22 protein-coding genes are annotated in these 23,987 nt (G+C 72.7%); 6 read left to right on the top strand and 16 right to left on the bottom strand.

What is annotated here, in order from left to right:
• Positions 1-299: 299 nt before the first annotated feature.
• Positions 300-1,319 carry a M4 family metallopeptidase gene (locus OG823_RS23660; RefSeq protein ID WP_371481618.1) on the top strand — a complete coding sequence of 340 codons (1,020 nt, stop codon included), beginning with the start codon at positions 300-302 and terminating at the stop codon, positions 1,317-1,319.
• Between the two features lie 68 nt (positions 1,320-1,387).
• Positions 1,388-1,654: a protealysin inhibitor emfourin gene (locus OG823_RS23655; protein WP_371481616.1), complete on the top strand. Its 267-nt coding sequence runs from the start codon at positions 1,388-1,390 to the stop codon at positions 1,652-1,654.
• An 85-nt stretch (positions 1,655-1,739) separates the two neighbouring features.
• Here the strand turns inward: OG823_RS23655 and era are convergent, their stop codons facing one another.
• From era to hrcA, 14 genes are all read right to left on the bottom strand, one after another.
• Positions 1,740-2,690, bottom strand: coding sequence for a GTPase Era (gene era / locus OG823_RS23650; protein ID WP_371481614.1), 951 nt, complete (start codon positions 2,688-2,690; stop codon positions 1,740-1,742).
• A 41-nt stretch (positions 2,691-2,731) separates the two neighbouring features.
• On the bottom strand, positions 2,732-2,893 hold the full coding sequence (locus tag OG823_RS23645; protein WP_371481612.1) for a hypothetical protein: 162 nt from the start codon (positions 2,891-2,893) through the stop codon (positions 2,732-2,734).
• Positions 2,894-2,990: 97 nt separating this feature from the next.
• Positions 2,991-3,344, bottom strand: a complete 354-nt coding sequence (locus OG823_RS23640; RefSeq protein WP_371481611.1) for a cytidine deaminase — start codon at positions 3,342-3,344, stop codon at positions 2,991-2,993.
• 49 nt (positions 3,345-3,393) lie between these two features.
• Entirely contained in the window at positions 3,394-3,933 is a 540-nt protein-coding gene (locus OG823_RS23635; RefSeq protein WP_371481609.1) for a DUF4383 domain-containing protein, read from the bottom strand.
• A 138-nt stretch (positions 3,934-4,071) separates the two neighbouring features.
• A complete protein-coding gene (locus OG823_RS23630) occupies positions 4,072-4,305 on the bottom strand; it encodes a hypothetical protein (RefSeq protein ID WP_371481608.1) in 234 nt (77 codons plus the stop codon).
• Positions 4,306-4,366: 61 nt separating this feature from the next.
• A complete protein-coding gene (locus OG823_RS23625; protein ID WP_371481607.1) occupies positions 4,367-5,707 on the bottom strand; it encodes a hemolysin family protein in 1,341 nt (446 codons plus the stop codon).
• A 19-nt stretch (positions 5,708-5,726) separates the two neighbouring features.
• A complete protein-coding gene (gene ybeY / locus OG823_RS23620; RefSeq protein WP_371481606.1) occupies positions 5,727-6,221 on the bottom strand; it encodes an rRNA maturation RNase YbeY in 495 nt (164 codons plus the stop codon).
• 14 nt (positions 6,222-6,235) lie between these two features.
• A complete protein-coding gene (locus tag OG823_RS23615) occupies positions 6,236-7,372 on the bottom strand; it encodes a PhoH family protein (protein ID WP_371481605.1) in 1,137 nt (378 codons plus the stop codon).
• Between the two features lie 208 nt (positions 7,373-7,580).
• Positions 7,581-8,501, bottom strand: a complete 921-nt coding sequence (locus tag OG823_RS23610) for a ribonuclease Z (RefSeq protein ID WP_371481604.1) — start codon at positions 8,499-8,501, stop codon at positions 7,581-7,583.
• A 4-nt stretch (positions 8,502-8,505) separates the two neighbouring features.
• Positions 8,506-8,865: a histidine triad nucleotide-binding protein gene (locus OG823_RS23605; protein ID WP_371481603.1), complete on the bottom strand. Its 360-nt coding sequence runs from the start codon at positions 8,863-8,865 to the stop codon at positions 8,506-8,508.
• A gap of 258 nt (positions 8,866-9,123) precedes the next feature.
• Entirely contained in the window at positions 9,124-12,351 is a 3,228-nt protein-coding gene (locus tag OG823_RS23600; protein ID WP_371481602.1) for a PDZ domain-containing protein, read from the bottom strand.
• 259 nt (positions 12,352-12,610) lie between these two features.
• Positions 12,611-13,360 carry a 16S rRNA (uracil(1498)-N(3))-methyltransferase gene (locus OG823_RS23595; protein ID WP_371481601.1) on the bottom strand — a complete coding sequence of 250 codons (750 nt, stop codon included), beginning with the start codon at positions 13,358-13,360 and terminating at the stop codon, positions 12,611-12,613.
• A gap of 147 nt (positions 13,361-13,507) precedes the next feature.
• Positions 13,508-14,647 carry a molecular chaperone DnaJ gene (dnaJ, locus tag OG823_RS23590; RefSeq protein ID WP_371481600.1) on the bottom strand — a complete coding sequence of 380 codons (1,140 nt, stop codon included), beginning with the start codon at positions 14,645-14,647 and terminating at the stop codon, positions 13,508-13,510.
• A 75-nt stretch (positions 14,648-14,722) separates the two neighbouring features.
• The gene (hrcA, locus tag OG823_RS23585) at positions 14,723-15,829 is read right to left on the bottom strand and encodes a heat-inducible transcriptional repressor HrcA (RefSeq protein WP_371481599.1); all 1,107 of its coding nucleotides are present in this window, start codon (positions 15,827-15,829) and stop codon (positions 14,723-14,725) included.
• 253 nt (positions 15,830-16,082) lie between these two features.
• On the opposite strand from hrcA, the gene htpX reads away from it, so the two are divergent.
• From htpX to OG823_RS23570, 3 genes are read left to right on the top strand one after another with little or no spacing between them, the layout of a single operon-like run.
• The gene (gene htpX / locus OG823_RS23580) at positions 16,083-17,006 is read left to right on the top strand and encodes a zinc metalloprotease HtpX (RefSeq protein ID WP_371481598.1); all 924 of its coding nucleotides are present in this window, start codon (positions 16,083-16,085) and stop codon (positions 17,004-17,006) included.
• Positions 17,007-17,028: 22 nt separating this feature from the next.
• Entirely contained in the window at positions 17,029-17,613 is a 585-nt protein-coding gene (locus OG823_RS23575; protein WP_371481597.1) for a hypothetical protein, read from the top strand.
• 29 nt (positions 17,614-17,642) lie between these two features.
• Entirely contained in the window at positions 17,643-18,476 is an 834-nt protein-coding gene (locus OG823_RS23570; RefSeq protein WP_371481596.1) for a DUF3097 domain-containing protein, read from the top strand.
• A gap of 103 nt (positions 18,477-18,579) precedes the next feature.
• On the opposite strand, the gene hemW is transcribed toward OG823_RS23570, so the two are convergent.
• Positions 18,580-19,809 carry a radical SAM family heme chaperone HemW gene (gene hemW, locus OG823_RS23565; protein ID WP_371481595.1) on the bottom strand — a complete coding sequence of 410 codons (1,230 nt, stop codon included), beginning with the start codon at positions 19,807-19,809 and terminating at the stop codon, positions 18,580-18,582.
• A gap of 145 nt (positions 19,810-19,954) precedes the next feature.
• On the bottom strand, positions 19,955-21,877 hold the full coding sequence (locus OG823_RS23560) for a long-chain fatty acid--CoA ligase (protein WP_371481594.1): 1,923 nt from the start codon (positions 21,875-21,877) through the stop codon (positions 19,955-19,957).
• A 337-nt stretch (positions 21,878-22,214) separates the two neighbouring features.
• Here OG823_RS23560 and OG823_RS23555 point away from each other — a divergent pair, with 337 nt between their 5' ends.
• Positions 22,215-23,948, top strand: coding sequence for an ABC transporter ATP-binding protein (locus tag OG823_RS23555; RefSeq protein ID WP_371484632.1), 1,734 nt, complete (start codon positions 22,215-22,217; stop codon positions 23,946-23,948).
• Positions 23,949-23,987: the final 39 nt, after the last annotated feature.

Genomic DNA, 23,987 nt, shown 5'->3' with positions numbered 1-23,987 from the left:
GCTTCCGTGTGTGATGCAGGCTGGTCGGGGTGATGGACACCCGACGGGCCGGCTGCTGCCGCGATTGCGTTTTCATACGCGCACAGCTCAGTCCCCCGCGGCAAGGGAGCCGGCCTCAGTGGACTACAGGCCCTCGCCGCGGCAGCTAAGAAGAAGCGGCCGGATACGCATGATGTGAACCAGCGTAACCCAGCCCCCGGCCCCGCCGAAGCGCGTCCGAGGACTTTTCCACTCTTTGAGACGAATCGATGACCGGGAGAGCAGTGACAAAGGGTTACTGATGCGTCACCCTGGGCAACATGACTCCAGTCACCGCGTTCTGTGCGATCGTCCCGCCCTACGTCCTCGACCGCCTCGCCCAACAGGGCCACGCGGCCGCCGTCCGCTCGCTCGCGATCGACGCCGTGCACCGCGAGGCCCGCCTGGTGCCCGGCCCTCCCGCCCCCGGGCCGGCCAGCCCGCAGCGGGTCATCCACGACGCCAAGCACTCCGAGCGGCTGCCCGGCCGCACCGTGCGCACCGAGGGCGCGGAGCCGGTCACCGACCCCTCCGTCAACCACGCGTACGACGGCCTCGGCGCGACCTACGCGCTCTTCGCCGAGGTCTACGGCCGGCCCTCGATCGACGGCGCGGGCCTCGGGCTGAACGCGACCGTCCACTACGGGCGGCACTACGACAACGCGTTCTGGGACGGCCGGCAGATGGTCTTCGGCGACGGCGACGGGATCGTCTTCGGCGACTTCACCACCTGTGTGGACGTGATCGGCCACGAGCTCTCGCACGGCGTCACCCAGTTCACCGCCGGTCTCGCCTACCAGGGGCAGTCCGGTGCGCTCAACGAGTCGCTCTCCGACGTCTTCGGCTCGCTCGTCAAGCAGTACGCGCTGCACCAGAGCGCCGCCGACGCGGACTGGCTGATCGGCTCCGGCCTGCTCGCCCCCGGCGTCCAGGGCGTGGCGCTGCGCTCGATGCGGGCGCCCGGCACCGCGTACGACGACGAGCGGCTCGGCAAGGACCCGCAGCCCGCGCACATGCGCGACTACGTGGCGACCGGGGAGGACGCGGGCGGGGTGCACATCAACTCGGGCATCCCCAACCACGCCTTCTACCTGCTGGCCACGGCCCTCGGCGGCCAGGCCTGGGAGCGGGCCGGGCAGATCTGGTACGACACCCTGACCAGCGGCCGGCTGCCCGCCGACGCCGACTTCGCCACCTTCGCCCGGGCCACCGTGGCCGCCGCCGCCTCCCGCTACCAGGACGCGGCGGTCGCCAACACGGTGACCGCCTCCTGGGCCAGCGTGGGCATCAGCCCGGCATGAGGGATCCTTAATGTGAAGCTATGGGAAACCGGCGCGCAATCCCATCCCTGCGTAGCACCATGGACACCATGCGTATTCAGGTCACCCGGACCGGCGGTTTCGCGGGCCGCCCCCAGCGCGCGGAGCTCGACACCGCCGAGCGCACCGACGCGCCGCACGTCCACGCCCTGGCCCGGGAGGCCGTCGTGGGCGGGCTGCGCGCTCCCTCCTACGGGGTACCGGACGGCTTCCACTACGCCATCACCGTAGACGGCCGCACCGTGCACTGCGCCGATCCGAAGCTGTCGGACTCCCAGCGCGAGCTGGTCTCCCTGGTGCTGCGCGAAGGCGGCTGATCCCGGGCCGTCGGGAGCGCCGACACCCCCGTCCGTCCGTCGCGGCGCCCCCGGCGGGGCGCCGCGACCGGAGTCTGTCGCCGGGTCAGAAACCGAGCTTGCGCAGCTGCTTGGGGTCGCGCTGCCAGTCCTTGGCGACCTTCACGTGCAGGTCCAGGTAGACCGGCGTGCCGAGCAGCGCCTCGATGTGCTTGCGGGCGGTGGTGCCGACGTGCTTCAGCCGGGCCCCCTTGGCCCCGATCACGATGGCCTTCTGGCTCTGCCGCTCGATGTAGACGTTGGCGTGGATGTCCAGCAGCGGGCGGTCGGCCGGGCGGCCCTCGCGCGGGATCATCTCCTCGACCACCACGGCGAGCGAGTGCGGCAGCTCGTCGCGGACGCCCTCCAGGGCGGCCTCGCGGATCAGCTCGGCGACCATGACCAGCTCGGGCTCGTCGGTGAGGTCGCCGTCCGGGTAGAGCGGCGGGCCGGCCGGGAGCAGCGGGGCCAGCAGGTCGGCCAGCAGTCCGATCTGGGTGTCGCCGACGGCCGAGACCGGGACGATCTCGGCCCACTCGATGCCGAGCTCCAGCCCCAGCTGGTGGATGGCGATCAGCTGGGAGGCGAGCGCCTTGGAGTCGACCAGGTCGGTCTTGGTGACGATGGCCACCTTCGGCGTCTTCTTGACCTCGGCGAGTTCCTTGGCGATGAACTTGTCGCCGGGGCCGAGCTTCTGATCGGCCGGGAGGCAGAAGCCGATCACGTCGACCTCCGCCCAGGTGCTGCGGACGAGGTCGTTGAGCCGCTCGCCGAGCAGCGTCCGGGGCTTGTGCAGGCCGGGGGTGTCGACCAGCACCAGCTGGGCGTCCGGGCGGTGCACGATGCCGCGTACGGTGTGCCGGGTGGTCTGGGGGCGGTCGGAGGTGATCGCGACCTTCGTCCCCACCAGGGCGTTGGTCAGGGTCGACTTGCCCGCGTTGGGACGGCCGACGAAGCACGCGAAGCCGGATCGGTAGGTGCCGGCCTGGGAGGGGGAAGTAACGCTCATGTGCCCCATTGTCCCTGATCACCAAGGGCCCGGCGGACAGGCCGCCCGGACTACCCCTTGCCGCCTCCGCCGAGCGAGGCCAGACCGCTGACCAGGACGACCACGAAGAGGGCGATCGAGCCGCCCAGCCAGAACGGCGAGCCGGTCTCCTGCCACTTGCCCATGCCCATCACGCTCAGCAGCAGCCCCGCCAAGAACGCCCACGGCCCCATCCTCCCGGCTCCCCCCGGTCCGGAGCCCCGCCGGAGCTCTCCAGGTTGAGATTATCCGCCGATCGGATGGGGCGGGCGTCCCGTCCACGGGCCGTGCTCAGCGGGCCTGGGCCGCCACCCGCAGCACGCCGTCCGGACCGGCCAGCAGGACCGGGGTGCCGGCGCCCCCCAGGTCGCGCACGGCGGCCAGGTCCGCGTCGGCCGGCTGCGCGGCCTCGCTGACCACCGCGGCCGCCTCCAGCCCGCGCGCCCCGCTGGCCACCGCCATCGCCACGGCCGTCTGGAGCGCGCTGAGCCTCAGCGACTCCAGGGCGACCGTCCCGGCGACGTAGGTCCGCCCGTTCTCGTCGCGCACCGCGGCCCCCTCCGCCACGCCGTTGCGGGCGCGGGCGGAGCGGGCCAGGGTGATGATCTTCTTGTCCTCGGGGTCCAGCTCGGTGACATCACTCATGCCGCAGAGCATAGGCGGAGGTGATCGCCGGACGGCCGTGCGGTCCGGCTCAGTGACCGATCGGGTTCGGCGGGCCGGGCTTCATGACCTTGACGAACGCGGGCGGGCCGGAGGGCATCGGCTGCTCCTCGCGGTGGCGCTTCTGCCAGTACGGGTTGTCCAGCGGCAGATGGCTGCTGACTCTGCCGTACATCCCGAAGGTGAGCACGACGAAGCCGAAGATGAAGGCGAACAGGACGTTGGACATCCGGAAGTTCAGGATGTTGGCGTCGGGACGGCCGAGCACCGTCAGGCCGTAGAAGCCGGAGAGCACGAACAGCAGCCCGACGATCATGTTGAGGTTCGAGGCGAAGTTGCCGCCCACCACCGCTCCGCCCACCAGCACCAGGCCCATCACCACGGAGAGCACGGCCAGCGCCCCGTTGGTGGACAGCCCGGCCACGTGGTCGCCCTCGGTGGACAGGAAGCCCGGGTGGCCGGCCAGCCCGAGAATGCCGAAGACCAGCAGGAAGACACCGCCCAGACCCGCGCCGATCCGGTACACCTGGGCGAGCCGGCGATCGACGGGCAGTTCGTCTTGAAGTTTCATGGAGACCTCCACCACGGACGTGACGGCGCACAACGCGGCCCTCCCCGCGCGGACGGGCGTGCCCGCACCGCGTTCCACGCTACTCCTCGCCCACCGGGGCGCACGGCGGGCGAGCCGACCACCCCGCCCGCCCCGGCCTCAGCCCCGGTCGCCGGGCGTGAGCGGGGCCTCGTGCAGGTAGAGCGAGCCGCACTGCTGGCAGCACGGCCGCTCGGTCCTGCCCCACTCCGTCTCCGACCGCGCCTCGGCGTCCGCGTCGACGGTGCGGCCGCACATCGCCTCGGTCCCGCTCGCGCTCCGCAGGACGTGCCAGGTCTTGACGCCGCCGGACCGGCCCCGCGGGCCGTACTCAGCGCGCAACTGATGAGTCATGACCACATGGTCGGGACGCCCCGCCGGGCCGGGCAAGTCGGGCTGGTCCTTCCGGGGCGGCTCAGCGCCCCTCGGACCGGTCGCCGTCCTCGCCGTCGCCCTGCTCCGGCACGCGCACCGGAGAGGCCACCACGGTACCGATCCGGTTGCGCCGGCCGGCCGAGCTCTCGGCGGTCAGCAGGATGGCGGTGAGGTCGCCGGTCACGTCCTCCGGCAGCGGTATCTCGCAGGCGGACCCGGGGATCGGCACCCGCCCGAGGTGCTTGGCCAGCAGGCCGCCGACGGTCTCGACGTCCTCGTCCTCCAGCTCGATGCCGAAGAGGTCCCCGAGGTCCTCGACCAGCAGCCGGGCGGTGATCCGGTACGAGCCGTCGCCGAGGTCCTCGACCGGGGCGATCTCCCGGTCGTACTCGTCGGTGATCTCGCCGACGATCTCCTCCAGGATGTCCTCGATGGTGACCAGACCGGCCGTGCCGCCGTACTCGTCGATCACGATCGCCACGTGCGAGCGCATCTGCTGCATCTCGCGCAGCAGGTCGCCGGCCGGCTTGCTGTCGGGAATGAAGACGGCCGGGCGCATCACGCCGCCCACCGGCTCCGACTCGGCGTCGCGGTTGATGTGGGTGAGGCGGACGAGGTCCTTGAGGTAGACGATGCCGACCACGTCGTCCTCGTTGTCACCGACCACCGGGATCCGCGAGAAGCCGGAGCGCAGCGCCAGCGTGAGCGCCTGGCGGACGGTCTTGTGCCGCTCGATCATCACCAGGTCGGTGCGCGGCACCATCACCTCGCGCACGATGGTGTCGCCCAGTTCGAAGACCGAGTGCACCATCCGCCGCTCGTCGTCCTCGATCAGGTCGTCCTTCTCGGCGAGGTCGACCAGGGCCCGCAGCTCCGCCTCGGAGGCGAACGGGCCCTCGCGGTACCCCTTGCCGGGGGTGAGCGCGTTGCCGGTGAGGATCAGCAGCCGCGGGATCGGCCCGAGGATCCGGGCCAGCGGCAGCAGCACGAAGGCGGCCGCCGTGACGGTGCTGAGCGGGTGCTGGCGGCCGATCGTGCGCGGCGAGACGCCGACCGCGACGAACGAGACCAGCACCATCACCCCGAACGCCAGCAGCACGGCCTGCCAGGTCGGCTCGACGTTGCGCACACAGACCACGGTGACCATGACGGCCGCCGCCATCTCGCTGGCCACCCGGATCAGGGTGGCCAGGTTGAGGTACCGGATCGGGTCGGAGGCCAGCGTCAGCATCCGGTCCGCGCCGCGCCGCCCGGCCCGGACCGCCTCCTCCGCCCGGAACCGGGAGACCCGGGAGATGCCCGCCTCGGCGCAGGCCGCCAGCCAGCCGAGGCCGGTGAGCAGGACGGCGCCCAGGATGAAGCTCGTACTCTCGCCACTCACAGCGGACCGGACCCCGCGCTCAGTGGGTGGTGGGGGCCGGAGAGATGCCCTCCAGGCCCCGGCCGGTGCGCCAGTCGTCCAGGATCCGCTTCTGGAGCGCGAACATCGCCCGCTCCTCGTCCGGCTCCTCGTGGTCGTAGCCGAGGACGTGCAGCACCCCGTGGACGGTGAGCAGCTGGAGCTCCTCGTCCATGGAGTGCTTCGAGGGCGCCGCCAGGCCCTGCTCCTTGGCCACCTCGGGGCAGAGCACGATGTCGCCGAGCAGGCCCTGCGGCAGTTCCTCGCCCTCCTTGCCGGGGCGCAGCTCGTCCATCGGGAAGGACATCACGTCGGTGGGTCCCGGGAGGTCCATCCACTGGATGTGGAGCTCCTCCATCGCCGCGCTGTCCACCAGGATCACGGACAGTTCGGACTGCGGGTGGATCCGCATCTTGTCGAGGGCGTAGCGGGCGATGTCGAGGAGCGAGTCCTCGTCGGCGTCCCAACCGGACTCGTTGGCGATGTCGATCGACATGGAGGGGCTGTCACTCAGCTTTCGGTGCGATGGGACTGGTGGGGTGCCCGGGCCGACGGCGCCTTGACGCTGCGGCGCTGGGCGGGCTTGCGGGCGGGCGGGGCGGCCTGCTCGGCCTCCTGGCGGGCGTCCCAGGCCTCGTACGCGTCCACGATCCGGCCGACCAGCTTGTGGCGGACCACGTCGGTGCTGGTGAGGACGGAGAAGTGGATGTCGGCCACGTCCGCGAGGATCTCCTGGACGACCTTGAGGCCGCTGCGGGTACCGCCCGGGAGGTCGACCTGGCTGGTGTCGCCGGTGACCACCACCCGGGAGTTGAAGCCCAGGCGGGTGAGGAACATCTTCATCTGCGCGGGCGAGGTGTTCTGGGCCTCGTCCAGGATGATGAAGGCGTCGTTGAGGGTGCGGCCGCGCATGTAGGCCAGCGGCGCGACCTCGATGGTGCCGGCCGCCATCAGACGCGGGATGGAGTCCGGGTCCATCATGTCGTGCAGCGCGTCGTAGAGCGGGCGCAGGTACGGGTCGATCTTCTCGTAGAGGGTGCCGGGCAGGAAGCCCAGCCGCTCCCCCGCCTCGACGGCGGGCCGGGTCAGGATGATCCGGTTGACCTCCTTGGCCTGCAGGGCCTGGACGGCCTTGGCCATCGCCAGGTAGGTCTTGCCGGTCCCGGCCGGGCCGAGGCCGAAGACGATCGTGTGCTTGTCGATCGCGTCGACGTAGCGCTGCTGGTTGAGGGTCTTGGGGCGGATGGTGCGGCCGCGGTTGGAGAGGATGTTCGCGGTGAACACCTGGGACGGCGACGGGTCGTCCGGATGGTCCCCGGCACTGCGCAGCATCGCGATGGAGCGCTCCACGGAGTCCTCCGTCAGGGGTTGGCCGGCGCGCAGCACCAGCATCATCTCGCTGAACAGCCGCTGGACGAGGGCGACCTCGGCCGGCGCACCGGTCGCGGTGACCTCGTTGCCGCGCACGTGGATGTCGGCGGCCGGGAAGGACGCCTCGATGACGCGCAGCAGGGAGTCGGTGGCACCGAGCAGGGTGACCATCGGGTGCTTCTCGGGGATGACGATCCTGGCGCTGGTGGCGCGCTCGGCGCCGGCTGCCTCGGGTCGCGACTGTCCGTTCGTCCGGGTATGCGATGTGTCACTCATAGGTCGGCGCTGAGGCCTGCCTCATCCCAATCCGTGGTCTCGTGGTGCCGCTCGGTCGGTCCGGGGTCACCAGGGTACGCCGCGCGCGTGATCGCCGCGGCGGTGCGGCGCAGCCTCTCGGCGGAGGAATCGCCGCCCGGTCGATGCTCCGGCAGTTCCGGGGGCGGCGCGAGTGGTTTTCCGGACCGCCGCCGGACCTCGGTGGCGGTCAACGGCGCGGCGGCACCGGGACCCGGGCCAGGTCCTCGGCGACGACGATCTCGCCGTCGAAGTGCCGGCGGGCCTCCGCGAGGTGCTGGCCGAGATCCGGGTAGCGCTGCGAGAAGTGGGTGAGGACCAGGGTCCGCGCCCCCGCCTCGGCGGCCACCCGGGCGGCCTGGGCGGCGGTGAGGTGGCCGTGCTCCCGGGCCAGGTGGGCGTCCGCGTCCACGAAGGTGGCCTCGATGACCAGCAGGTCGGCCCCCTCGGCGAGCTCGCCGACCCCGTCGCACAGCCGGGTGTCCATCACGAAGGCGAAGCGCTGGCCGGGGCGCGGCTCGCTGACCTCCTCCAGGGTGACCCGCCGGCCGTCCGCCAGCTCGATCGAGCCCTGGTGCTGGAGCCGGCCGACCGCGGGGCCGGCGATGCCCAGCGCGGCGAGCCGCTCGGGCACCAGGCGGCGGCCGTCCGGCTCGGCCAGCCGGTAGCCGAAGGACTCGACGGGGTGCGAGAGCCGGACGGCGTCCAGGGTGAAGCGGGCGCCGGGGACGGGCAGCGGGCCCGCCTCCTCGATCGGACGCGGGCGCAGCACCGCCGTCTCGTGGAAGGCGGTGGCGTGCCGCAGCCGCTGGAAGAACACCTCGCCGGAGGCCGGGAAGTACACGTCCACCGGGTGCGGCACGCGGTCGAGGTTGATCCGCTGGATCACCCCGGCCAGGCCCAGGCAGTGGTCGCCGTGGAAGTGCGTGACGGCGATCCTGGTGATCTGGGTGGCGGAGACCCCGGCGTGCAGCATCTGCCGCTGGGTGCCCTCCCCCGGGTCGAACAGCAGCCCCTCGCCGTCCCAGCGCAGCAGATAGCCGTTGTGGTTGCGGTGCCGGGTGGGCACCTGGCTGGCGGTGCCGAGGACGACGAGTTCGCGTTGCGACACGGTGTCAGACCAGGCCCTCGCGCAGCGGGGTGCCGCCGAGCACGTGGACGTGCGCGTGGAAGACGGTCTGGCCGGCGCCGGCGCCGGTGTTGAAGATCAGCCGGTAGCCGGAGTCCGCGATCTTCTCGTCGGCGGCCACCTCGCCGGCCTCGGACAGCAGCTCGGCGGCCAGCGCCGGTTCGGCGGCCGCGAGCGCGGCGGCGTCCGGGTAGTGCGCCCTGGGAATCACCAGGACGTGCGTCGGCGCCTGCGGGTTGATGTCCCGGAAGGCGATCGTGCGCTCGTTCTGGCGGACCACCGTCGCCGGGATCGCACCCGCCACGATCTTGCAGAACAGGCAGTCGGGCTGCGGCTCGCCGGCCATCGGGGTCTCCTCGCGATGCGTGGGTCAGGACTACGTCGTGGCTACGGGCCGCATGCTAGCCGAGCCGCGCGGCCTGCGGGGGACCGCCACCGCACCGTCCGCACCCCGCAGTCCTCCACGGACTCCGGGACTCGTCGGTCACCGGGCCGGTCACCCCCACGAAACCGAGCGGCCGGCGACGGGCCGGCCACGGCGGCGCGCCGGGGCCGCGCGCCCCGGGGCGGGAGCCGGGCTCCCGCCCCGGGCCGGCGGCAACTCCTAGAGCGCGGGCAGCGGCGGCGGGGTCTTCGCCGGGTTCTCGTCCAGGGCGGCGAGTGCGAGGCGCACGCCCTCGGCGAGCTGCGGGTCCTCCCCGGCCGCGTACTGGTGCGGGGCGATCGGCACCTCGACGTCCGGGTCGACGCCGTGGTTCTCCACCCCCCAGCCGTAGCCCTCCAGCCAGAAGGCGTACTTGGGCTGGGTCACCCGGGTGCCGTCGACCAGGCTGTACTTCCCGTCGATGCCGATCACACCGCCCCAGGTGCGGGTGCCGACCACCGGGCCGATGCCCAGCGCCTGGATGGCGGCGTTGACGATGTCGCCGTCCGATCCGGAGAACTCGTTGGCCAGCGCCACCACCGGGCCGCGCGGGGCGTCCCCCGGGTAGGAGACCGCGCCGGCGATGTCGCGGGCGGTGTCCCAGCCGACGATCCGGCGGTTGAGCTTCTCGATCACCAGCTGGGAGGTGTGGCCGCCGCGGTTCTCCCGAAGGTCGACGATCACGCCCTCCTTGGCCATCTCGACCCGCAGGTCGCGGTGCAGCTGCGCCCAGCCGGCGCTGACCATGTCCGGGACGTGCAGGTAGCCCAGCCGGCCGGCCGACAGCTCCCGGACGGCGGCCCGCCGCCCGGCCACCCAGTCGTGGTAGCGCAGCGGCTCCTCGTCGGCCAGCGGGACGACCACCGGGTACCGCCGGTCGGTGCCGTCCTTGCCCGCCACCGTCAGCTCCACCGGCTGGCCCGCCGTACCGGCCAGCAACGGGGCGGGACCGGTGACCGGGTCCACCGGCCGGCCGTTGACGGCCAGCACCGCGTCCCCGGGCCGGACGGCGGCGCCGGGCGCGGCCAGCGGGGAGCGGGCACGCGGGTCGGAGGACTCGCCGGGAAGGATCCGCTCGATCCGCCAGACCTCGCCGTCCTTGGCGAGATCCGCGCCGAGCAGGCCCTGGCGCCGGGCGGCCTCGGTGCCGGCCCCGGGCGCGGTCACGTACGCGTGCGAGGTGCCCAGCTCGCCCTGGACCTCCCAGAGCAGGTCCACCAGGTCGTCGTGCGAGCCGAGGCGCTCCACCAGCGGGCGGTAGCGGGCCAGCACGCCCGCCCAGTCCACGCCGCCCATGTCCGCGCGCCAGAAGTTGTCGCGCATGATGCGGCCGTTCTCGTCGAACATCTGCCGCCACTCGGCGGCCGGGTCGACGACGCCCCGGAGCCGGGCGAGGTCCACCTCGGTCTCGTCGTCCTCCCCGGTGGCCTTGTGGTCGGCCGGGACGATGCGCAGCCGGCCCTCGTCCAGGACGGCCAGGCGGGCGCCGTCACCGGTGACGGCGAAGTCGTCCAGGCCCGCGATGAGCTCCTCGGCCCGGAGCTTCTTGAAGTCGAAGCGCTCCAGCACCGGGCGCGGCCGCTCGTCCTCCAGCGAGGCCGCCTCGTCGCCGAGTTCGCCGAGCAGCGGCTGTCGCGTCCAGAGCACGCCGTCCTTGGCTGCGCGCAGGCTGCCGAACCGGCCGCCCTCGACCGGGAAGGGGATGATCCGGTCGGCGATGCCGTCCAGGTCCACCCGGGTGGCGGGCGGGGTGTCGGCGCCCTCGTCGGCGTCCGCCTTCTTGCCCTTCGGCTCGTCGTCCTCACCGCCGAACGGCCGCCCGGCGCGCAGCGGTCCGAACGGGGAGGGCGTGTCGGCCGCCAGCGTGATCAGGTACGGCCGGCAGCCGTTGGGGAACGACAGGTCGAAGACGTGCGCGTCGTAGACCGGGTCGAAGTTGCGCACGGAGAGGAAGGCGAGGTGCTTGCCGTCCGCCGTGAAGGCGGGCGAGGTGTCGACGAAGCGCTGCGGAGTGGCCTCGCCGACCGTCCGGGTGGCGAGGTTGGCCAGCACGATCTGACGCGCCGACCAGGGGCCGAGCGCGGGCTGCGACCAGGCCAGCCAGGTGGCGTCGGGGCTGAACACCAGCCCGCTGACCTCGCCGTCCTGACTGCGGGCCAGCTCGTGCAGGGCGCCGTCGGCCAGGGTGAGCAGCAGCACCCGGCCGTCGTGCGAGGCGAGGGCGAGCTGCTTGCCGTCCGGCGAGACGGCGAGGTCCAGCACCCGGCCCAGCTGCCCGGCGGCCAGCCGGCGGCGCTCGGCGCCGAGCACCGCGGGGGCGTACTCGATCGCGTCGTCGCCCTCGGCGTCGGTCACCCAGAGCGCGCCCTGCGCGCCGTCCTCGCCGGGCACCACCTGGGCTAGGCGGCCGCGGACGCCGGGGGTGTCGTCCAGCACCCGGGCCGGGCCCTCACGGTGCGTCAGCCAGTGCACGCCGCCTCGGACCACCACGGCGCCGGCCCGGCCGGTGCGGTCCGGCACGGCCGTCTCCAGCCAGTGCGCGGCGTCGACCGGGCGGGGGCGGCGGCCGGTCGCCGGACCGGCCGGCCGGATGTCCAGGCGCCGCGGCTCGGCGGTGTCCAGGTCGTCCAGGATCCAGACGTCGCCGGCGCTGTGCCAGACCACCCGGGTGCCGTCGGTGCTGGCGTTCCGGGCGTAGAAGGCGTCCGGGGAGCTGCTGTGGACCCGCAGGTCGCTGCCGTCCGGAAGGCTGGAGTAGACCCGGCCGTAGCCCTCGTGGTCGGAGAGGAAGGCGATCCGGTCACCCACCCAGAGCGGGGACTCGATGTTGCCGTCGAGCCCGGCGTGCACCCGCTCGAACTCCTGCTCGCCGATCCAGAGCTTGCCGGCCGTACCGCCGCGGTAGCGCTTCCACCACGCGGGCTCCCGGCTCCCGGCGGAGAGCAGCAGCACACCGGCGCCGTCGGGCTGCTGCGCCAGGCCGCCGATCGGCCCGTACGGCAGCCTGGTCGGCTCCCCGCCGTCCAGCGGGACGGCGAACGCCCAGCTGCGGCGCAGGGTGGCCTGGCCGGCCGTGGTGGTGGCGAGCGGGCGGCCGTCGGCCGTCCAGCCGCGCAGCCGGGTCTGGGCGCTGCCCCAGTACGTCAGCCGCCGCGAGGGGCCGCCCTCGGCGGGCGCCAGGTGGATCTCGGGGGCGCCGTCACGGGTGGAGGTCCAGGCGATGTGCCGGCCGTCCGGCGAGAACCTCGGGTGTCGGACCGGGGTCTGGTCGGCGGTCAGCCGCCAGGCCCGGCCACCGCCGAGCGGGGCGAGCCAGATGTCGTTCTCGGCCACGAAGGTGAGGTGGTCACCGTGCAGGTGGGGGTGGCGCAGGTAAGCGCCTGCGAGGGTGCTCTGGAGATCGGTCACAGCGTCACTTTATGCAGGTGCACGGACAACGCGAAGCCCTTTCCGGACAGCCGGACCCGCGCGGGCGACGGCGGCCGGGGCGGTCCGGTCGGGCGGCCGGGGCCCCGGCCGGACGGCCCCCGGGAGCGGCTCCCCCGGGGCCGACGGCGGATCGCAACGGCGCGGAGCGGCCCTTCGGGGCATCCCCGCGAGGCCGGTCGTCGGTCCCGACCCGCCGGGACCCCGGGCCGTCAGGGCCGGGCCGCCGGGACCCGGGCCGTCAGGACCAGCGGCCGGTGCGGCCGAGCAGCAGCGCGCCGCCGGCCACCCCGGCCGTCGAGGTGCGCAGCACGGACGGCCCGAGCCGGTGGGGCAGGGCCCCGGCCCCGGCGAAGGCGGCCAGCTCGTCCGGGGAGACCCCGCCCTCGGGGCCGACGATCAGCACCAGGTCACCGGCGGCGGGCAGCGCGGCGGTGGCCAGCGGCTGCGCGCCCTCCTCGTGCAGCACGGCGGCGAACGCGGCGCCGGCCAGCAGCGGTGCCAGCTGACGGGTGGTCATCGGCTCCCGGATGTCGGGGAACCGCAGCCGGCGGGACTGCTTGCCCGCCTCCCTCGCGGTGGCCCGCCACTTGGCGAGGGCCTTGGCCCCGCGCTCGCCCTTCCACTGGGTGATGCAGCGGGAGGCCGGCCAGGGGATCACCACGTCCACGCCGACCTCGGTCATGGTCTCGACGGCCAGCTCGCCCCGGTCACCCTTGGGCAGCGCCTGGACGACGATCACCCGCGGCGCCGGCTCGGGCTCCCGGCGGACCGCCCCGACGAGGACCTCGATCGCGTCCTTGCCGTGCACGGCGGCGACCGTGCCGTCGACGCCGAGACCCAGGCCGTCGGCGAGGGTCACCGCCTCCCCCGGTTCCAGTCGCTTCACGGCGGCCGCGTGCCGGCCCTCGGGGCCGTCCAGGCGGACCAGCGCCCCCGGGGCCGCTCCGACGAGCCGCGCGGTGTCGGTGACGAACACGGGTGCGGTCATCGGGTCTGCCTCCGGGTGGTGCGGGCGTGGACGAACGGGTGGGAGCGGCCCGTGCCCCCGGGCCGGATCGGCTCGGGGGCACGGGGGTGGCCGTCGGGCCGGTGGGCGGCCCGGCGGCGTCGGGCCGGTGGACGGCCGGTGGACGGCTCAGCGGCCGTTGAAGGCGTCCTTCAGGCGGGAGAACAGGCCCTGCTGGCCGGGCGCGAAGGTCCCGGAGGGACGCTCCTCGCCGCGCAGCACTGCGAGCCGGCGCAGCAGATCCTCCTGCTCGGGGTCGAGCTTGGTGGGCGTCTGCACCTCGACATGCACTATCAAGTCGCCCCGGCCGCCGCCGCGGAGGTGGGTGATGCCCCGGCCGTGCAGCGGGATCGACTGGCCGGACTGGGTGCCCGGCCGGATGTCGACCTCCTCCAGCCCGTCCAGCGTCTGCAGCGGCACCTGGGTGCCGAGCGAGGCCGCGGTCATCGGGATGGTCACCGTGCAGTGCAGGTCGTCCCCGCGCCGCTGGAACGTCGGGTGCGCGCTCTCCGCGATCTCGACGTACAGGTCGCCGGCCGGGCCGCCACCGGGGCCGACCTCGCCCTCGCCGGCCAGCTGGATCCTGGTGCCGTTGTCGACACCGGCCGGGATCTTGACGGTGAGCGTACGGCGGGCCCGCACCCGGCCGTCGCCGGCGCACTCGGGGCACGGGGTCGGCACGACGGTGCCGAAGCCCTGGCACTGCGGGCAGGGGCGGGAGGTCATGACCTGGCCCAGGAAGGACCGGGTGACCTGGGAGACCTCGCCCTTGCCGCGACACATGTCACAGGTCTGGGCCGAGGTGCCCGGCGCCGCGCCCTCGCCGGAGCAGGTCGTACAGGTGACGGCCGTGTCGACCTGGAGTTCCTTGGTGGTGCCGAAAGCGGCCTCCTCCAGGGTGATCTCCAGCCGGATCATGGCGTCCTGGCCGCGCCGGGTGCGCGAGCGGGGCCCGCGCTGACCGGAGGCCGCGCCGAAGAACGCGTCCATGATGTCGGAGAAGCCGAAACCGGCCGCTCCCGCGCCGAAGCCGCCCGCGCCGCCGCCGTTCGGGGAGAGGGGGTCGCCACCGAGGTCGTAGACCTGGCGCTTGGCCGGGTCGGAGAGCACCTCGTAGGCGGCGTTGATCTCCTTGAACCGCTCCTGCGTCTTCGGGTCCGGGTTGACGTCCGGGTGCAGTTCGCGCGCGAGGCGCCGGAACGCCTTCTTGATCTCGTCCTGCCCCGCATCCCGTCGGACGCCGAGTACCGCGTAGTAGTCCGTGGCCACCAAATGCTCCGCTTGTTCCGCCTCTAGAAGTGCTGCGACTGGGTTGCCACCGCCGATGTACGGCGGTGGTGTGCTCTATGACTCGGCCAGGATCTGGCCCACGTACCGTGCCACCGCTCGCACCGCCCCCATTGTGCCCGGATAGTCCATCCGGGTCGGACCGATCACACCCAGCTTCGCCACACTCTCGTCGCCCGAACCGTAACCGACCGAGACCACCGAGGTGGAATTGAGCCCTTCGTACGCGTTCTCCCGGCCGATCCGGACCATCATCGACGCGTCACCGCTCTCGCCGAGCAGGCGGAGCAGGACGACCTGCTCCTCCAGCGCCTCCAGCACCGGCTGGATGGTGAGTGGGAAGTCGTGTCCGAAGCGGGTCAGGTTGGCCGTGCCGGCCAGCATGATCCGCTCCTCGTTCTGCTCGGCGAGCGCCTCGAAGAGGGTGGCCAGCACGGTGGTGACGGTAGGGCGGTCGGCGGCCTCGAAGGCGGCCGGAAGGTTCTCCAGCAGCTCCGGGACGTCCGGCAGGCGCTGGCCGACGGCCCGGGCGTTGACCCGGGCCCGCAGGTCCCCCAGCACCGTCTCGCCGACCGTGCCGGGACAGTCCACCATGCGCTGCTCGACCCGGCCGGTGTTGGTGATCAGGACCAGCATCACCTTGGCGGGTGCGAGCGCGACCAGTTCGATGTGCCGCACGGTCGAACGCGAGAGCGAGGGGTACTGCACCACGGCCACCTGCCGGGTCAGCTGCGCGAGCAGCCGCACCGTCCGGGCGACCACGTCGTCCAGGTCGACGGCGCCGTCCAGGAAGTGCCGGATGGCCCGGCGCTCGGGCGCGGTCATGGGTTTGACCTCGGCGAGCCGGTCGACGAACAGCCGGTAGCCCTTGTCGGTCGGGATCCGGCCGGCGCTGGTGTGCGGCTGCTGGATGTAGCCGTCCTCCTCCAGTGCCGCCATGTCGTTGCGGACGGTGGCCGGCGAGACCCCGAGGCTGTGGCGCTCGACCAGCGCCTTCGACCCGACCGGCTCCTCGGTGCCCACGTAGTCCTGGACGATCGCGCGCAGCACCGCCAGCTTGCGGTCGTCCAGCGGACGGACGTCGAGCCGGCGGCCCTCGAACGGCCGGTTCTCGCCCTGGCGAGGGTCGGACTTGCGGTCCTCGGACCTGCGTTCGCTGACCATGGGGCACTCACCTCCGACTTCGAACGTTGTCCGATATGACTCGATGTGGATCACTTGCGGTGGATCACCTGGCACTCACGACAGGCGAGTGCCAAAACCGTACCTGCCAGTGTAAGGCCCGGGCCCGACGGCAGGAACGGGCCGCCCGGGCGGATCCGGGGTGATCCTGCACGCATCGCCCCCGCGCGGGGTGATGCTCGCGGGCCGGCCAGGTGGCAGCATCGGAAGCAACCGGCGAATCGGAGGAGCAGCAATGTCAGCCTCGGGCCCGCACACCCGTTTCGCACCGGACCGTGGACTCACCGGTCGGATGGTCGCGACGATGTTCGTGATCGGCCTGCTGTACGTGGGGTTCACCGGTGTGCTCATCGTGCTGCTGCGCGGAGCCTGGCCGTTGATCGTCCTGATCTCGGGCGGGCTGTTCGTCGCGCAGTTCTGGTTCAGCGACAAGATCACCGAGCGGGCGATGGGCGCCCACGAGGTCACCCCCGAGCAGTATCCGCAGCTGCACGGCACCATCGACCGGCTCTGCGCGCTGGCCGACATGCCCAAACCCCGGGTCGCGGTCGCCGACAACGACATGCCGAACGCCTTCGCCACCGGCCGCAAGCCGGAGAAGTCCGTGGTCTGCGTCACCACGGGCCTGCTGCGCCGCCTGGAGCCGGAGGAGCTGGAGGGCGTCCTCGCCCACGAGCTCTCGCACGTCGCCCACCGCGACGTCGCGGTGATGACGGTGGCCGGTTTCCTCGGGGTGCTCGCCGGGGCGATGACCCGGATGGCGATGTACGGCGGCCTGATGGGCGGCGGCAACCGCAACAGCAACGACCAGAACGCCGCCATCGCGATGCTGATCATCCCGCTGGTGTCGATGGTGGTGTACGCCATCAGCTTCCTGCTCACCCGGCTGCTCTCACGCTACCGCGAGCTGGCGGCCGACCGGGCCGCCGCCCAGCTCACCGGGCGCCCCAGCGCGCTGGCCTCGGCCCTGACCAAGGTCACCGGCCAGATCGCCGCGATCCCGTCCAAGGACCTGCGCCAGGCGCAGCCCTACAACGCCTTCTACTTCGCCCCGGCGCTGAGTGCGCGGGACGCCGCCTCCCAGCTGCTGTCCACCCACCCGTCGTTGGAGAAGCGGCTGGAGCAGCTCGCCAGGATCTCCACCGACCTCAGCCGCTGACTCCCGTTCCGGAGGGACACCCGTGGGATTCCTGGACACCCTGTTCGGCCGCAGCAAGCCGGTCCGGCCCGACCTCGACCAGCTCTTCGGGGTGCCCTCGGCGGCACTCACCCTGGAGGCCGCCGCCGGCTTCCGGGCCACCGGCCTCGGCTCGGTCTGCTTCGCGGCCGTCGAGGGCGGGGCCTTCGGCGAGGTCGAGCGCCAGGTGCGGGCCCTGCTCGACGCCGACACCGAGCGCGGCGGCGTCCCCGTCGAGGCGAGCCGGGACGGCTACGGCTACTCCTGGCTGCTGGCCCGGCACTCCCCCGAGGAGCTGCCGGAACTGGTCAACGACCTGCACGCGGTCAACAGCGAGCTGGAGGCGAACGGCTTCGGCCCGCAGCTGCTCTGCTCCCTGGTGGCGTTCCGCAACGAGGCCGGGCAGCCGCTGGCGCTGGTGTACCTGTACAAGCGCGGCACCTTCTACCCGTTCGCGCCGATGCCCGGCGGGGGCGAGCGCCGCAACAGCCCGCTGGAGCTGCAGGTGAAGGCGATGCTCGGCGACGACCTGCGGGTGGAGTCGGACCTTTCCCGCTGGTTCCCGGTCTGGGGCGCGCCCGGGCTCTGACCTGCCGTCGGATTTCCTATAGTCCTCCTATGCGCAGCAGGAGTTACGGCCCCGACCTCACCCCGCCCTGGAAGCGGCAGCAACCCGCGCCCGAGGTGCCCGCCGAGCGGGATCTCGTGGTGGAGGAGGCGGCCACCGGCTTCTGCGGGGCCGTCGTGCGCTGCGAGAAGACGGCCGAGGGGCCGACCGTCACGCTGGAGGACCGCTTCGGCAAGCACCGGGTGTTCCCGATGGGCCCGCGCGGCTTCCTGCTGGAGGGCAGGGTGGTCACGCTGGTCCGGCCCGCCGGCGCGGCTCCCGCGGCCGGGAAGGGGCCCGGCCGGACCGCCTCCGGATCGGTGGCCGTCCCCGGCGCCCGCGCGCGGGTGGCCCGTGAGTCGCGGATCTACGTGGAGGGCCGGCACGACGCCGAACTGGTCGAGCGGGTCTGGGGCGACGACCTGCGGATCGAGGGCGTGGTGGTGGAGTACCTGGAGGGCATCGACGACCTGCCCGCGATCGTCGCCGAGTTCGGTCCCGGCCCGGGACGGCGCCTCGGCGTGCTGGTCGACCACCTGCTGCCGGGCACCAAGGAGCACCGGATCGCCGGCCGGGTGACCGGCTCCTCGGTGCTGGTCGTCGGCCACCCGTACATCGACGTCTGGGAGGCCGTGAAGCCGGCCAGTGTCGGCATCCCCGGGTGGCCGCAGGTGCCGCGCGGCGAGTCCTGGAAGGAGGGCGTCTGCCGCCGGCTCGGCTGGCCGGTGGACACCCCGGCCGCGTGGAAGCGGATCCTCGCCTCGGTGAACTCCTACCGGGACCTCGACCCGGCGCTGCTCGGCCGGGTCGAGGAGCTGATCGACTTCGTGACGTCGCCGGAGTGAGGCGGCTCAGGGCCCGGGCTTAGGCCGGGAGCCGGTGCCGACGACCGCGGGGCTCCGGTCCTGCCCGGACTCCCTCGGACGGCTCCCGCCACGTGGCCGGCGGTCAGTCGACCAGGTCTCGCACGACGCCGTCGGCCAGCAGCCGCCCCCGCAGGGTCAGCACGGCGCGCCCGGCCGCGAAGGCGTCCGGGTCGAGCAGGCCGTCGGCCAGGGCCCGGTCGGCGGCCTCCAGGCCCGCCGGGGCGAGCAGGTCGAGCGGGCAGCCGGCGACCAGGCGCAGCTCCAGCAGGATCCGCTCGACCCGGCGGTCCGCCGCCGGGAGCACCTCCCGGCCCTGGCCGGGTGTACGGCCCTCGGCCAGGGCCTGGGCGTAGGCGGCCGGGTGCTTGGCGTTCCACCAGCGGACGCCGCCGACGTGGCTGTGGGCGCCGGGGCCGGCGCCCCACCAGTCGGCGCCGGTCCAGTACAGCTCGTTGTGGCGGCAGCGCGCCGCCTCGTCGGTGGCCCAGTTGGAGACCTCGTACCAGGCGAAGCCGGCCTTGCCGAGCGCCTCGTCGGCGATCAGGTAGCGGTCCGCGTGCACGTCGTCGTCGATCATCGGCAGCTCACCGCGCTTGACCCGGGCGGCGAGCCTGGTGCCGTCCTCGACGATCAGCGAGTACGCGGAGACGTGGTCCGGACCGGCGCCGATGGCGGCGTCCAGCGAGGCCCGCCAGTCGTCGTCGGACTCGCCGGGGGTGCCGTAGATCAGATCCAGGTTGACGTGGTCGAAACCGGCCGCGCGGGCCTCGGCGACGCAGGCCTCGGGGCGGCCCGGGGTGTGGTGGCGGTCGAGCAGCTCCAGGACGTGCGGACGGGCGCTCTGCATGCCGAAGGAGATCCGGTTGAAGCCGCCCTCGCGCAGCTCGTCGAGGTACGCCGGGTCGACCGACTCCGGGTTGGCCTCGGTGGTGACCTCGGCGCCGGGCGCGAGGCCGAACTCCTCCCGGATCGCGCCGAGCATCCGCACCAGGTCGCGGGCCGGCAGCAGGGTGGGCGTGCCGCCGCCGAGGAAGACGGTCCGCACCGGCAGGTCGGCCTCGCCGAGCACCGTCCGGGCGAGCCGGATCTCCGTGACCAGGTTGTCGGCGTACGTCTCCTGCGAGGCCACCGCGCCGGAGGAGCGCAGTTCGGTGGCGGTGTACGTGTTGAAGTCGCAGTAGCCGCAGCGGGTGGCGCAGTACGGCACGTGCACGTAGAAGCCGAAGGGCCGCTCTCCGAGCCCCGAGAGGGCGTGGGCGGGCAGGGAACCGTCGGACGGCACGGGTTCGCCGTCGGGGAGTGCGGAGGGCATGCGTCCATTGTCCGGTACGGCCCGGGTGGGCCGTACCGGACGGGTGGGCGGGCGGCGCCGGGCGTGCCGGGTGCCGGGCTGCCGGGTGCCGGGCTGCCGGGCTGCCGGGTGCGCCAAGTGCGCCGGGCTGCCGGGCAGCCGGGGGTCATGCCTCGACGGTCCCGGCGTACATCTCGGCGACGGCGTCCGCGTACGTCCGCTCGACGACCGGGCGCTTGATCTTGAGGCTCGGCGTCAGCTCGCCGTGCTCGATGTCCAGGTCGCGCGGGAGCAGGGTGTACTTCTTGATCGTCTGCCAGCGCTGGAGGTCGGTGTTGAGCCGCTGCACGAAGCCGTCGATCAGCTCGCGCACCTGCGGCGAGGCGACCACCTCGGCGTACGGGCTGCCGGCCAGCCCGTGCTCGGCGGCCCACGGCATGATCACCGCCTCGTCCAGGCCGATCAGCGCGGTGCAGAAGTTCCTGGAGTTGCCGATCACCAGGATGTTGCTCACGAACGGGCAGATCGCCTTGAACTTGCCCTCGACCTCGCTGGGCGCGACGTACTTGCCACCCGAGGTCTTGAACATGTCCTTCTTGCGGTCGGTGATCCGCAGGAAGCCGTCCTCGGAGAGCTCGCCGATGTCCTCGGTGTGGAACCAGCCGTCCGGCTCCAGCACCTCGGCGGTCTTCTCCGGGAGGTCGTGGTAGCCGCGCATGACGCCCGGGCCGCGCAGCATGATCTCGCCGTCCTCCGCGATCCGGACCTCGGTGCCCGGCAGCGGCCGGCCGACCGTGCCGACCCGGAAGTCGTCCTCGCGGTTGACGGTGGACCCGGCGCTGGTCTCGGTGAGGCCGTAGCCCTCCAGCACGGGGACGCCGGCTCCCGCGAAGAAGAAGCCGATCTCGGGCGCCAGCGCGGCGCTGCCGGAGACCGACCCGCGCATCCGCCCGCCGAAGGCGGCCCGGATCTTGGCGTAGACGAGCTTGTCGGCCAGCGCGTGCTGCAGGCCGAGCGCGAACGGCACCGAGGCGCGGCCGGTGGCGATCCGGCTCGCCTGGGAGGTACGGGCGTGCTCCCGGGCGACCTTCGCCGCCCAGAGGAAGATCTTGTACTTGGCGCCGCCCTCGGCCCTGGCCTTGCCGGCGATGCCGTTGTAGACCTTCTCGAAGATCCGCGGGGCGGAGGCCATCATGGTCGGGCGGATCACCGGCAGGTTGTGGATGATCCGGTCGACCCGGCCGTCCACGGCCATCACGTGCCCGGTGGCGATCTGGCCGGAGATCAGCGTCTTGCCGAAGACGTGCGACAGCGGCAGCCACATGAACTGCACGTCGTCGGCGCGCAGCAGCCCGCTGGCCTCCTGGGCCCGGCCCTCGTACGACCAGCAGTCGTGCACCAGCCGCACGCCCTTGGGGCGGCCGGTGGTGCCGGAGGTGTAGATGAGGGTCGCCAGCTGCTCCTTGTCGAGCTCGGCGACGGCCTTCTCGACCGCGTCGGGGTGCTCCAGCAGGTACTCGGCGCCGAGCCGCTCCAGCTCCGCGAGCGAGAGCACGGCAACCCCGGCCGGCTCCGGCAGCTCGGCGGGGGCGTCGAAGAGGACGACCGTCTTCAGCTCGGGCAGCTGCTCCAGCTGGGAGACGGCCTTGTCGAGCTGGGCCGTGTTCTCCGCGAACAGCGCCTTGGAGCCCGAGTTCGCGAGGATGAACGCCGTCTCGTCGGCGTTGGTGCTCGGGTAGACGGTGGTGGTCGCGGCTCCCGCGCACATGTTGCCGAGGTCGGCGATGATCCACTCGACCCGGGTGGAGGAGGACAGCGCGATCCGGTCCTCGGCCCGGATGCCCAGGGACATCAGACCGGCGGCCACCGCCCGGACCCGGACGGCCGTCTGCGCCCAGGTCAGCGAACGCCACTGCTCGGCGCCCGGTGCGCCGTCCGCCGCGTGCTCGTCCACCGGGACGGGGTAACGGTAGGCCTCGCCGTTCGGCGTCGCCGCCACCCGGTCGAGGAAGAGGTGTGCGACGGAGGCGGGGCGCCCGGCGACGATGTCGACACTGCCGGAGCCGATCAGGGACTGCGCGGAACTCAACGAGACCTCCGGGGCGGGTGGCCGAGGGTGGGCGGTGCCGGTGGCCGTGGGGGCGGCCGCCGGGCCGGCTTGGTACGGGACTCAATTGACCTGCTGCTTGTCACCGGCCGGGTTGTTAACCGACGAGTAACAAGGGGGTAGCAGCAGCCTAGGGGGAAACCAGCCGTTCCGTAAGAGGGTGACGCCACCTGGCACACCGGCGCGTCGCGAGTGCACAGGACCTCAGTAGTCTCAGGGTCGGAGCACGGTGAAGTCATTCCGGAAGGGCCGTACGCGACTCCGCAGAGGGCCGAAAATTGGGATGCGAATCCCGCTGTCGAGCATGAGAGTGTTGCCAGTGCTGATCAGACTGCTCAGGGCTCATCTGAAGCCCTACTCCCGACCGATCTCCCTGCTGGTGCTGCTCCAGCTGGTCGCCACCATCGCAGCGCTCTACCTCCCCACTCTCAACGCCGACATCATCGACGAGGGTGTGGTGAAGGGGAACACCGGCTACATCCTGCGGATCGGCGCGCTGATGATCGTCGTCACGCTGGCCCAGGCGGCCTGCTCGGTCGGCGCCGTCTACTTCGGCGCGCGCACCGCGATGGCCGTCGGCCGCGACATCCGCGCCTCGGTCTTCGACCGGGTGCAGAGTTTCTCGGCGCGCGAGCTCGGCCAGTTCGGCGCGCCGTCGCTGATCACCCGCACCACCAACGACGTCCAGCAGGTCCAGATGCTGGTGCTGATGGGCTTCACCCTGATGGTCGCGGCCCCGATCATGTGCCTCGGCGGCGTGATCATGGCGCTGAACCAGGACGTGCCGCTCTCCGCGCTGCTGCTGGTGGTGATCCCCCTGCTGGGCACCGTGGTGACCCTGCTGGTGCGCCGGCTGCGACCGCAGTTCCGCAGCATGCAGACGAAGATCGACACGGTGAACCGGGTGCTGCGCGAGCAGATCACCGGCATCCGGGTGATCCGCGCCTTCGTCAAGGACGGCCACGAGCAGCAGCGCTTCGGCGGGGCCAACCAGGAGCTGACCGCCGTCTCGCTGCGGGTGGGCCGGCTGATGGCCTTCATGTTCCCCAGCGTGATGTTCGTGGTGAACCTCTCCAGCGTCGCCGTGATGTGGTTCGGCGCGCACCGGATCGACAGCGGGGGGATGCAGATCGGCGCGCTGACCGCGTTCCTCTCCTACCTGATGCAGATCCTGATGAGCGTCATGATGGCCACCTTCATGTTCATGATGGTGCCGCGCGCCGAGGTCTGCGCCGAGCGGATCCAGGAGGTGCTGGCCACCGAGTCCAGCGTCGTCCCGCCCTCGGATCCGGTCACCGAGCTGCTGCGCCGGGGCAACCTGGAGCTGCGTGACGTCGAGTTCCGCTACCCGGGCGCCGAGGCACCCGTCCTGCGCGGGATCGACATCCTGGCCCGGCCCGGCGAGACCACCGCCGTGATCGGCTCCACCGGCAGCGGCAAGTCCACGCTGCTCGGACTCGTCCCCCGGCTGTTCGACGCCACCGGCGGTTCCGTCCTGCTGGACGGCGTGGACGTGCGCAGGCTGGCGCCCGACCTGCTCGCCCGCACCGTCGGACTCGTCCCGCAGAAGCCCTACCTGTTCTCCGGCACGGTGGCCGGGAACCTCCGCTACGGCCGCCCGGACGCCACCGACGAGGAACTCTGGCACGCGCTGGAGGTCGCCCAGGCCAAGGAGTTCGTGGAGAAGTTCCCCGAGGGCCTGGACGCCCCCATCTCGCAGGGCGGCGGCAACGTCTCGGGCGGCCAGCGCCAGCGCCTGGCGATCGCCCGGGCCCTGGTCGGCAAGCCCGGCGTCTACCTCTTCGACGACTCGTTCTCGGCGCTCGACTACGCCACCGACGCCAGACTGCGCAAGGCCCTCTCCCAGGAGACCGCCGACGCGACGGTGCTGATCGTCGCCCAGCGGGTGAGCACCATCCGGGACGCCCATCGGATCATCGTCCTGGACGAGGGCGCCGTGGTCGGCACCGGAACGCACCACGAACTGATGGCCGACAACCCGACATACCGGGAGATCGTGCTCTCCCAGCTCACCGAGCAGGAGGCGGCGTGACCACGCCCGAGAAGGACAGCAGAGGCCCCGGCGGCAAGC

The sequence above is a fragment of the Kitasatospora sp. NBC_00315 genome (assembly GCF_041435095.1).
Lineage (GTDB): Bacteria > Actinomycetota > Actinomycetes > Streptomycetales > Streptomycetaceae > Kitasatospora.
The sequence above is the reverse complement of the archived record's forward strand: the minus strand, read 5'-3'. Positions and strand labels throughout refer to the sequence as shown.

What these genes read in the sequence shown, in the direction of transcription:
- OG823_RS23660 (WP_371481618.1), top strand. Translation starts at nt 300, where the DNA reads ATGACTCCAGTCACCGCGTTCTGTGCGATCGTCCCGCCCTACGTCCTC.
- OG823_RS23655 (WP_371481616.1), top strand. Translation starts at nt 1,388, where the DNA reads ATGCGTATTCAGGTCACCCGGACCGGCGGTTTCGCGGGCCGCCCCCAG.
- era (WP_371481614.1), bottom strand. Translation starts at nt 2,690, where the DNA reads ATGGGGCACATGAGCGTTACTTCCCCCTCCCAGGCCGGCACCTACCGA.
- OG823_RS23645 (WP_371481612.1), bottom strand. Translation starts at nt 2,893, where the DNA reads ATGGGGCCGTGGGCGTTCTTGGCGGGGCTGCTGCTGAGCGTGATGGGC.
- OG823_RS23640 (WP_371481611.1), bottom strand. Translation starts at nt 3,344, where the DNA reads ATGAGTGATGTCACCGAGCTGGACCCCGAGGACAAGAAGATCATCACC.
- OG823_RS23635 (WP_371481609.1), bottom strand. Translation starts at nt 3,933, where the DNA reads ATGAAACTTCAAGACGAACTGCCCGTCGATCGCCGGCTCGCCCAGGTG.
- OG823_RS23630 (WP_371481608.1), bottom strand. Translation starts at nt 4,305, where the DNA reads ATGACTCATCAGTTGCGCGCTGAGTACGGCCCGCGGGGCCGGTCCGGC.
- ybeY (WP_371481606.1), bottom strand. Translation starts at nt 6,221, where the DNA reads ATGTCGATCGACATCGCCAACGAGTCCGGTTGGGACGCCGACGAGGAC.
- OG823_RS23615 (WP_371481605.1), bottom strand. Translation starts at nt 7,372, where the DNA reads ATGAGTGACACATCGCATACCCGGACGAACGGACAGTCGCGACCCGAG.
- OG823_RS23605 (WP_371481603.1), bottom strand. Translation starts at nt 8,865, where the DNA reads ATGGCCGGCGAGCCGCAGCCCGACTGCCTGTTCTGCAAGATCGTGGCG.
- OG823_RS23595 (WP_371481601.1), bottom strand. Translation starts at nt 13,360, where the DNA reads ATGACCGCACCCGTGTTCGTCACCGACACCGCGCGGCTCGTCGGAGCG.
- hrcA (WP_371481599.1), bottom strand. Translation starts at nt 15,829, where the DNA reads ATGGTCAGCGAACGCAGGTCCGAGGACCGCAAGTCCGACCCTCGCCAG.
- htpX (WP_371481598.1), top strand. Translation starts at nt 16,083, where the DNA reads ATGTCAGCCTCGGGCCCGCACACCCGTTTCGCACCGGACCGTGGACTC.
- OG823_RS23570 (WP_371481596.1), top strand. Translation starts at nt 17,643, where the DNA reads ATGCGCAGCAGGAGTTACGGCCCCGACCTCACCCCGCCCTGGAAGCGG.
- hemW (WP_371481595.1), bottom strand. Translation starts at nt 19,809, where the DNA reads ATGCCCTCCGCACTCCCCGACGGCGAACCCGTGCCGTCCGACGGTTCC.